The sequence below is a fragment of the Mesorhizobium sp. M7A.F.Ca.CA.003.01.2.1 genome, from assembly GCF_003998945.1.
GTDB classification, from domain to species: Bacteria; Pseudomonadota; Alphaproteobacteria; order Rhizobiales; family Rhizobiaceae; genus Mesorhizobium; species Mesorhizobium ciceri.
Genome location: NZ_RZRA01000099.1, coordinates 1 through 8,935, shown reverse-complemented (window position 1 = coordinate 8,935; position 8,935 = coordinate 1). Strand labels below are relative to the sequence as shown.

General features: G+C 63.4%; 9 protein-coding genes. 5 read left to right on the top strand and 4 right to left on the bottom strand.

All coding sequences use genetic code 11. From position 1 onward, the window contains the following. Positions 1-64 precede the first annotated feature (64 nt). Positions 65-778, bottom strand: coding sequence for a pyrimidine 5'-nucleotidase (locus EN969_RS06705; RefSeq protein ID WP_013528482.1), 714 nt, complete (start codon positions 776-778; stop codon positions 65-67). A gap of 160 nt (positions 779-938) precedes the next feature. Between EN969_RS06705 and EN969_RS06700 the strand changes: the two genes are divergently transcribed. The 3 genes from EN969_RS06700 to EN969_RS06690 all read left to right on the top strand — a co-directional run bounded on the left by EN969_RS06700 (position 939) and on the right by EN969_RS06690 (position 3,507). Beyond that, on the top strand, positions 939-1,700 hold the full coding sequence (locus EN969_RS06700; RefSeq protein WP_013528483.1) for a GGDEF domain-containing protein: 762 nt from the start codon (positions 939-941) through the stop codon (positions 1,698-1,700). Positions 1,701-1,894: 194 nt separating this feature from the next. Then, complete coding sequence (locus EN969_RS06695; RefSeq protein WP_082826619.1) at positions 1,895-2,071, top strand: hypothetical protein; 177 nt, start codon at positions 1,895-1,897, stop codon at positions 2,069-2,071. Then, positions 2,068-3,507: a GMC family oxidoreductase gene (locus EN969_RS06690; RefSeq protein WP_063169723.1), complete on the top strand. Its 1,440-nt coding sequence runs from the start codon at positions 2,068-2,070 to the stop codon at positions 3,505-3,507. The genes EN969_RS06695 and EN969_RS06690 overlap by 4 nt, the downstream gene beginning before the upstream one ends. Before the next feature lie 121 nt (positions 3,508-3,628). Here the strand turns inward: EN969_RS06690 and phhA are convergent, their stop codons facing one another. Then, complete coding sequence (phhA, locus tag EN969_RS06685; protein WP_063169722.1) at positions 3,629-4,465, bottom strand: phenylalanine 4-monooxygenase; 837 nt, start codon at positions 4,463-4,465, stop codon at positions 3,629-3,631. A gap of 136 nt (positions 4,466-4,601) precedes the next feature. Between phhA and EN969_RS06680 the strand changes: the two genes are divergently transcribed. Continuing rightward, entirely contained in the window at positions 4,602-5,078 is a 477-nt protein-coding gene (locus tag EN969_RS06680) for an Lrp/AsnC family transcriptional regulator (protein ID WP_024502088.1), read from the top strand. A gap of 117 nt (positions 5,079-5,195) precedes the next feature. Next, positions 5,196-6,764: a magnesium-protoporphyrin IX monomethyl ester anaerobic oxidative cyclase gene (bchE, locus tag EN969_RS06675; protein WP_063169721.1), complete on the top strand. Its 1,569-nt coding sequence runs from the start codon at positions 5,196-5,198 to the stop codon at positions 6,762-6,764. Between the two features lie 8 nt (positions 6,765-6,772). Here bchE and argB read toward each other — a convergent pair whose 3' ends face one another. After that, positions 6,773-7,666: an acetylglutamate kinase gene (argB, locus tag EN969_RS06670; protein WP_013528489.1), complete on the bottom strand. Its 894-nt coding sequence runs from the start codon at positions 7,664-7,666 to the stop codon at positions 6,773-6,775. A 103-nt stretch (positions 7,667-7,769) separates the two neighbouring features. Beyond that, positions 7,770-8,935 (bottom strand): amidase (locus tag EN969_RS06665; RefSeq protein ID WP_164758163.1); only part of this gene is annotated, 1,166 nt, incomplete at its 5' end.

Below are 8,935 nucleotides of genomic sequence, written 5' to 3'. Positions count from 1 at the left end.
GAAGAATGAAGGGATTGTGGCTCTGCGTTCGGATCAATCCCCAATTCGTCATTTCATCATTTCTTCATTTCCCCTCCCCCCTCTCCACAATCGCCGTCAGAAACCCCGCCAGATCGTCGGTGACGAAATCGACATCATCCTCATTGGCCGGGTCGCGCTCCCATATCTCGGAAAAGGTCGGCTCGAAATTGCGCGGCACGATCAGCACCGTGGTCATGCCGAGCGACTTCGGCACCGAAAGGTTACGGGCAAGATCCTCGAACATCACCGCATTGTGGCCGGTGACGGCGTGGAGTTCGGCGAACTTCTCGTAGGTCTGGCGCGCCGGCTTGGGATTGAGCCCCGCAGCGACGATGTCGAAGATGTCGTCGAAATGGTCGAGGATGCCGAGCTGGCGCGCGGTGCGCTCGGCGTGCCTGCGGTCGCCGTTGGTGAAGATGAACTTGCGGCCGGGAAGCTGGCGGATGGCGGTGCCGAGAACGGGATCGGGCACCAGCCATGAATAGTCGATGTCGTGGACCTTCTCGAGGAAATCGTCGGGGTCGATGCCGTGGCGTGTCATCAGGCCGTTCAGCGTCGTGCCATATTCGCGGTAGAGCTCCTTCTGCAACTTGCGCGCATCGTCGCGCGGCAATGCCAACAGTTCGCCGACATAGGCGGTCATCTTGACGTCGATCTGCGAGAACAGATTCGAATGGTGCGGATAGAGCGTGTTATCGAGATCGAAGACCCAGTCGGTGACATGGGCGAAGCGGGCGGGGTCAGGGAGCGTGGTCATGGACTCCTTATGGCATGAAACGCGCATTCCGAAAGCGACTTTATCCACAACTTCTGCTCGTTGAGGTTGCGTAAATCGTCTCACGATTCAAATTTTAGGCATCTGGGAAAGGTGGCCTTCAGGGCTTGCTGGCAGAGAGGCAGTCTTGTGGGAGCAAGCGATGAACAGCATAATTCTGAGATCCGCCGCCGTTGCTTTCGCCTCAGTCGCGGCCTCTCTCCTGCTGACCCTGATCATCGTTCCGGCCATGGGATTTCCGGTCAACCGGACGATCTGGCTGACCTCCACGCTCTGTCCGCTGGTGCTGGCGTGGGCCGCCAGCGCAAGCACTTTCTGGCAAAGCGACAGGCTGAAAAACGCGCATCGCGATCTCGCCCGAGCCCATGCCCAGCTCGCCGCCGCGCATCGCCGCCTGGCGGAAAAGGCGAGCCGCGACGACATGACCGGCATGCTCAACCGGGAAAGCTTCTTTGCCGCGCTCGACGGTTCGCGCCGCAAGTCCGATCGCGGCGCGCTGCTGATCATCGATGCCGACCACTTCAAGACCATCAACGACAATTTCGGCCACCTGACCGGCGATGACGCGCTGCTTTTGATCGCCAGCGCGATTCAGCGCGGCGTGCGCAGCGGCGATGTGCTCGGCCGCATCGGCGGCGAGGAATTTGGCGCCTTTCTGGTTGGCGCCACCGAGCAGGAGGCCAAGCGCGTCGCCGAGCGCATTCGCCGCGAAGTCGAGCTGATCCGCTTCCGGCCCGTCGACGAGCGGACCATTCCGCTCACGGTCAGCATCGGCGGTACTGTCTGCGGCGAGGAAGCCAGCGTGTCGGAGTTGATGCGCGCCGCCGACCGGCGCCTCTACCAGGCCAAGCACCAGGGCCGTAACCTGACGATCATCGACACCGGCATTTCCGAGGCGGCGTGATCCGATCTGCCGCAACCGGCCTGTTAAGAAAACTCTAACCCTGTTTGCACTCGGTTGTACCGCTTAGCCGGGTTTTCACTGCTTTGCGGCCAGACTTGGCACGATACTGGCTTCCACGGTGATGCATGTGTCGTTCCGGGAATTGCCGTTCTGGGAACGCCATGCAGTGCCGAAGCCCAGCCGAGAGACCAGCCATGAGTTTCATCATCAAGAAAATGTCACGCCGCGCGCTCGTGCAGGCGTTGATCGCATTGCCTGCCCTGTCCTTGTTCCGCAAGCTGCCTGATGCCGATGCCGCCGGTCCAAAGCCCGACCCGAACGAGATCGTCGAGGTCGATGGCTGGATCCTGAAGCGGAGCGACCTGGCATGATCTTCGACAGCTACGAGGCGTATCGCGCTGCGAACTTCACCCCGAAGGTCTGCATCCTCGGCTCCGGTCCGGCCGGCATGACCATTGCCCGCAAGCTTGGCGCGGCCGGCATTCCGGTGGTGGTGATGGAGGCCGGTCCGCGCGAATTCAGCGACGACTCGCAGGACTTTTACCGGGGCAGCACGGTCGGAGATTTCTATTTCGATCTCGACATCACCCGGCTGCGGTTCATGGGGGGCAGTTCCAACCACTGGGCAGGCTGGTGCCGCGTGCTCGACAAGCAGGATTTCGAGCCGAAGGCCTGGGTACCCGATACGGGCTGGCCGATCGCCCGCACCGACATCGAACCCTATCTGCCGGAAGTGCGCGATATTCTCGACCTTCCGGCCCTCCGGCCCGATATGCCGATCTCGGACGACATTCGCTGGGTGCAGCTGATCAAGAGCCCGGCCGTGCGCTTCGCCGAGAAGTTCGGCGATGAACTCGACAAGGCCACGAACATCGCGGTGGTGCTCAACACTTGTGCCACCGAACTTGCCGGCGACGGCAGACGCGTGACTGGCGCCAGGCTGTGGTCGAACGGACAGGATGCCGGCTCGTTCAGCGCTGACTATTTCATCGTCTGCACCGGTGGGCTGGAGAATTCGCGGCTGCTTCTGTGGTCCAACCAGCGCTCGAACGGCGGCGTCGTGCCGAATGCAACTGCGCTTGGCCGCTACTGGATGGAGCATCCGACCTTCGAGGGCGGCAACGCCATCCTGGCCGACTACAACGCGTTCGAGGTCGACGCCGTCAACGAGGCCTTCTTCTCGCCGACGTTTGCCGCCATGGAGCGGCTGCAGATCATGAACTTCGGCATCCGGCTGATCGAGACGCCGTATCCCGGGGTCAAGAGCCTTATCGCCGACCTCGCCTGCACGGCGCCCAGCATGGCGGAATGGATGTCCTACCAGCTCAGTCAGCGACTGCGCTGCGCGGCCCAGCTCTACGTCGCCTGGGAACAGGCGCCGCTGGCCTCCAACCAGATCGAGTTGTCGAAGACCGATGTCGACCATGCCGGCGTGCCGCGCATCGAACTGCACTGGAAGAAATCCGAACTGGAACATCGCACCCTTCTCGAAGGGCTCAGACTGTTCGGCGCAACGCTGATCGAGAAGAATCTCGGCCGCGTGCGCATTGCCGACTGGATCAGCAATGGTCAGGACTATCCGACCAACGACGAGACGGCGGGCCATCACCATATGGGCGGCACGCGCATGGGCACCGACATCAGCAAGAGCGTGGTCGACGCCAACTGCAAGGTGCACGGCATGGACAATCTCTATGTCGGCGGCTCCTCGGTGTTCTGCACGTCGGGTCAATGCAACCCGACGACGACGATCACCGCGCTGGCCTGCCGGCTGGGCGACCATCTCAGCAAGGTGGTCACCGCCTGACGGCTGCAGGGCAGCATGCTGCCTAGGGCAGTTCACCGTTTCACGGAACGGCGATCCGCTCTAACTCTTTGTTTGACGCAATTCCGGACGGAAAACCGTTTCACACTTTTCCTGGAATGCTCTAGAGCGTCGCCGGATCGAGCGCCGGCTGGTCCTTGCGCCGGGCGACGATTGCCGCGAAATCGGCGGTCTGGAAGGCATCGCGCAAGGCGTCGAAGGACGGCAGCACGAAATAGGCGCGCTGGAACTTGTCGATCTCGTAGCCGGTGCGCATCACCGTTTCCAGGTCGAAGGGCACGTGGTGGGCGTCCTTGCCTTCGACGGCGAACTGCAGCTCGGTAAACGACGACATAAGGCCGGCGCCAAAGGCCTTCAGCGGCTGGCCGGCCTCCCGCATCAGGCCATATTCGGCCGTGTACCAGTAGAGCCGGGAAATCATCTCGTCGCCACCCAGCGCGATGATGTCGCCGGCCTTCTCGCCATACATCTGCATGAAATCGGCGAACACCGGTTGCGACAGCGCCGGCACATGGCCGAAGAAATCATGGAACATGTCGGGCTCGACAATGTAGTCGAGCTCCTGCCTGGTCCGCAGCCAGTTGGTGACCGGGAAGCGGCGATCGGCGAGATGGTCGAAAAACGGAGCCGCGGGAATGAGCCCCGGCACCGCGACGATCTCCCAACCGGTCAGTTTGCGCAGCTTGGCGCTGACCTCGTCGAAGTCGGGAATACGGTCGAGCAGGCCGAGTTTTTCGACGCCGTCGAGGTAGGAATGGTGGGCGAGCTTGCGCGTCAGTCTGGTCTGGCGGTCGCACAGCGTGCGCCACACCGCCTGCTCTTCATCGCTGTAATCGTAACCCTGCGACACGGTGAAATCGGCACGGCAGACCGAGTAGTCGCCGCGCAATCCTTGCGCCGCGCAGTCGCGGGCGTATTCGGCAACGCTCATCGTCGTCATGGTTTTTCTCCTCGCAAAGCAAATCGCTGACGTGCTGAACGTTAAGCGGATTTGCGGAGGCGAATCGGTTTTGATGATGGCTCGAATTCGGAAATCGGGATAATATTCACTCAGAAATTCCCAGGAAGGAGTGAAAATGCCTCGATTCGATGATTTCGAGATCAAGATGCTCGATGTCCTGCAGCGCGACGGGCGCAAACCGGTTTCCGAGCTGGCGCAAGAGATCGGCCTGTCGACGACACCATGCGCGCGGCGCTTCGAGGCGCTGCAGGAGGCCGGCATCATCAAGGGATTTGCCGCCGTGATCAGCCGCCGCGCTGTCGGGCTGATGGTCGAGGTGTTCATCCAGGTGCGCCTCGTCAGCCACAGCGACGGCTCGCCCGAAAGCTTCATCGCCGCCGTGCAGCGCATGGACGAGGTTTCCTCGTGCTGGACGATGACCGGCGACCATGACTTTCTGCTGCATGTCATGGTGCCGTCGGTCGACGAGCTCAACGCTTTCGTCATGCACCGGCTGATGCGGCTCGACGGCGTGCGCGACGTCCACACGCAGTTGGTGCTGCAGAACATCAAGGGCCCGGGCCATGTGCCGCTCGGGCATCTCAGGCGATGACAATGCCTGCCCTTCGCACTCCTTGAGGAAAAGCTGCACGCAAACTGCTGAAACGGGCCAAGCACGTGTCCACATCGCCGGCCAGCTTGTGCGGACCAACTGCCCAGGAGGTCCGCCATGAAAATCGTCCTGATCAATCCGCCGCACACCGCCATCGGCAGCCGCGTGCCCGACGATCACCTGCCGCCGCTCGGCCTGCTGGCGATCGGCGGGCCGCTGATCGATGCCGGCCATCAGGTGCGCCTCGTCGACGCCGAGTTCGGGCCGATGCCGCTCGATGACGTCGTGCGCAGCGCACTGGAGGACCACCCCGACTTCGTCCTGATCGGCCATTCCGGCTCGACCTCGGCGCACCCGACCGCCTTGGTGATCGCGCGCATGATCAAGGAGCGCGAGCCGGCGACCATCATCATCTATGGCGGCGTTTTCCCGACCTATCATTGGCGCGACATCCTGGCCGCTACCGATGCCTTCGACTTCATCGTGCGCGGCGAGGGCGAAGCGACGGTGGTGGCGCTGATCGAAGGGCTGGAGATGCGCCAGCCGCCGGCGAGCGTGGCCGGCATCGCCTATCGCGACGATCTCAGCCGCCCCTTCGCCACACAGGCGGCCATGACCATTGCCGACCTCGACGCCTACCGCGTCGGCTGGGAACTGATCGACCATCCCAGTTACAGCTACTGGGGCGGCAAGCGGGCCGTGGTCATGCAGTTTTCGCGCGGCTGTCCGCATCTGTGCAACTATTGCGGCCAGCGCGGCTTCTGGACCCGCTGGCGGCATCGCGATCCGGTGAAATTCGCCAGGGAGATCGCATGGCTGCATCGCCAACATGGCGTCGAGCTCATCAATCTTGCCGACGAGAATCCGACGGTCTCGAAGAAAGCCTGGCGGGCCTTCCTCGATGCCCTGATCGCCGAGAACGTGCCGGTGCTGATCGTCGGTTCGACCCGTGCCGACGACATCGTGCGCGATGCCGACATCCTGCATCTCTACCGCAAGGCCGGTGTCATCCGCTGGCTGCTCGGCATGGAAAACACCGACGAGCAGACGCTTCAATTAATCCGCAAGGGCGGCAGCACCTCATCCGATCGCGAGGCGATAAGGCTGCTGCGTCTCAGCGGCATCCTGTCTATGGCGACCTGGGTGTCCGGCTTCGAGGACGAAGGGTTTCGCGACCTGTGGCGCGGCTTTCGCCAACTCATCGCCTACGACCCCGACCAGATCCAGGCGCTTTATGTGACGCCGCATCGCTGGACGCCGTTCTTCCGCATCGCGCGGGATCGCAAGGTGATCCAGCAGGATGCGCGCCTGTGGGACTACAAGCACCAGGTGCTGCAGATGACGCGGCTGAAGCCGTGGATGCTGTTCTTCAGCGTCAAGCTGATCGAGCTGGCGGTGCAATCACGGCCGAAGGCGCTGGCCCGCATCCTGTTCCACAAGGATCCCGAGCAGCGCCATTCGATGCGCTGGTACACACAGATGGGCCGCCGCGTGTGGTTCCGCGAGGTCTGGGGCTTTCTGGTCCGCGACATCAGGGTGAAAGACGGCCCGACGCTGGCCGAATTCTGGGGCGCGCCGCAGGATGCCGAGGAGGAATCGATGTCCGTTCGACGCCCGGCCAGAAAGCCCGCCATTCCCACCATCGACAATATTGAAGATGCCGAGGCGAGAAAGTTAGCCGGCTGACGAGCCCCTCAGGGCACGATCAGCGTGCCGGCGCCATGTTCGGTGAACAGTTCCAGCAGCACCGCATGCGGGGTCTTGCCGTTGAGGATGACAACGCCTTCGACGCCGCGCTCGATCGCTTCGATGCAGGTCTCGACCTTGGGGATCATGCCGCCCGAGACCGTGCCGTCCTTGATCAGCGCCTTGGCCTCGGCCACGGTCAGTTCGTCGATCAGCTTCTTGTTCTTGTCGAGCACACCCGGCACGTCGGTGAGGAATAGCAGGCGCGTCGCCTGGCAGGCGCCGGCAATGGCGCCGGCGAAGGTGTCGGCGTTGATGTTGTAGGTGTGGCCATCGCGTCCCGGCGCCACCGGCGCCAGCACCGGGATCATTTCGGAGCGTGCCAGAAGATCGAGCAAGGTACGGTCGACCTCGACCGGCTCGCCGACGAAGCCGAGATCGAGCACGCGCTCGATGTTGGAGTCCGGATCGATCATGGTCTTGCGGGCCTTTTCGGCGAACACCATGTTGCCGTCCTTGCCGCACAGGCCGATCGCCCATTCGCCCTCGGCGTTGATCAGCGCGACGATCTCCTTGTTGATCGAACCGGCCAGCACCATTTCGACGATCTCGACCGTCTTCTGGTCGGTGACGCGCAGGCCGCCTTCGAACTTGGATTCGATGCCCATCTTGGCCAGCATGGCGCCGATCTGCGGGCCGCCGCCGTGGACGACGATCGGGTTGACGCCGGATTGCTTGAGCAGCGCGATGTCGCGCGCGAAGGCCTTGCCGAGCTCGATGTCGCCCATGGCATGGCCGCCATATTTCACCACGACCGTCTTGTGCTCGTAGCGCTGCATGTAGGGCAGCGCCCGCGACAACAGGGCTGCCTGCATTTCGGCGGTGGCGGTTATTTCCGTCATCGGCTTTTTTCCCTGGAGATCGGTAAGGACGGCGGCGTCTTAGCGGGAATTGGCGCCGCCCGCAAATGGCTTTGCTGTCATATTCGAGCGCTTCACGACCTCGTCATCGTGTCGGCACCATCAGCGGCGCCCTGCGACCCAGCCAACCCGAGATCTTCTCCATCTGCGCGGCGAGCGACAAAAGCGTCTCCTCGTCGCCCGGACGGCCGGCAGCCTGGACGCCGATCGGCAGGCCGGCGTCGGTGACATGGACCGGCAGGGCGATCGATGGCTGGCCGCTGACATTCTGGATCGCCGGCCAATGGGTGAACCAGAGGCTCTTGTCCATCAACTGGCCGAAGAACGGCTTCAGCTTCAGCAAGGGCGTCAGGTGAAGCTTGTCGAGCAGGTTCTCGATGAGGTCGTCGGCGCCTTTCGGATCCATTGCGCCGCAGGCAAGCGGCGGGTGGGCAATGATCGGCATCAGCACGGCGTCATACTGCGCGGTCTCTGCGATCAGCCGCCGTGAGGCGGCATGCAGCCGCTGCAGGTCGGCATAGGTCTCGCCGGCCGACACCAGTTCGCCGAAGCGGGCGAGCACGCGCGTGGCCCGCTCGATGTCGCCAGCAACGGAACGGCCGACGCGCAGCGCTTCGGCCCGCATCGTGCCAGCGACGGCGGAGGCAACCGTCCTGCAGAAATCGGCGAAGAAATCGCGGCCGATAAAGGGCAAGTCGATCTCCTCGACCGTGTGGCCGCCCTCGCGGGCAAGCGCCACCGCCGTGTCGAGCGCCTTGAGCGTCTCGTCCGAGATCGGCAGGCGAAGCGGCGATTTGCGGTACACGGCCAGACTGAGCTTGCCGGGATCGCGTGCGGCGGCAGCCGCGAACGTGCCTTTCGGCCGCGGCGCGGCATAGGGCGACAGAGGATCGGGCCCGTGGGTCAGGTCGAGCAGCAGCGCGCAATCGCGCACCGAACGGGTGAGCGCATGGTCGACGACCATGCCGTACCAGCTTTCGCTCACCAGGGGCGTCAGCGGTATACGGCCGCGCGACGTCTTCAGGCCGACAAGTCCGGTGCAGGCGGCAGGCACACGGATCGAGCCGCCGCCATCGGAGGCATGCGCCACCGGCACGACGCCGGCTGCGACCAGTGCTGCCGAACCGCCCGAAGAGCCGCCGCTGGTATGGCCGGTGTTCCACGGATTGCGGGTGATGCCAAAGGCCCTGGATTCGGTCATCAATCGAAGCCCGTGCTCCGGCGATGTCGAGGTGACGATCGGGATAAGTC

Coding starts and splice junctions, on each gene's coding strand:
- argB (WP_013528489.1), bottom strand. CDS start 7,666: ATGACGGAAATAACCGCCACCGCCGAAATGCAGGCAGCCCTGTTGTCG.
- EN969_RS06695 (WP_082826619.1), top strand. CDS start 1,895: ATGAGTTTCATCATCAAGAAAATGTCACGCCGCGCGCTCGTGCAGGCG.
- EN969_RS06705 (WP_013528482.1), bottom strand. CDS start 778: ATGACCACGCTCCCTGACCCCGCCCGCTTCGCCCATGTCACCGACTGG.
- EN969_RS06690 (WP_063169723.1), top strand. CDS start 2,068: ATGATCTTCGACAGCTACGAGGCGTATCGCGCTGCGAACTTCACCCCG.
- EN969_RS06680 (WP_024502088.1), top strand. CDS start 4,602: ATGCCTCGATTCGATGATTTCGAGATCAAGATGCTCGATGTCCTGCAG.
- EN969_RS06700 (WP_013528483.1), top strand. CDS start 939: ATGAACAGCATAATTCTGAGATCCGCCGCCGTTGCTTTCGCCTCAGTC.
- phhA (WP_063169722.1), bottom strand. CDS start 4,465: ATGACGACGATGAGCGTTGCCGAATACGCCCGCGACTGCGCGGCGCAA.
- bchE (WP_063169721.1), top strand. CDS start 5,196: ATGAAAATCGTCCTGATCAATCCGCCGCACACCGCCATCGGCAGCCGC.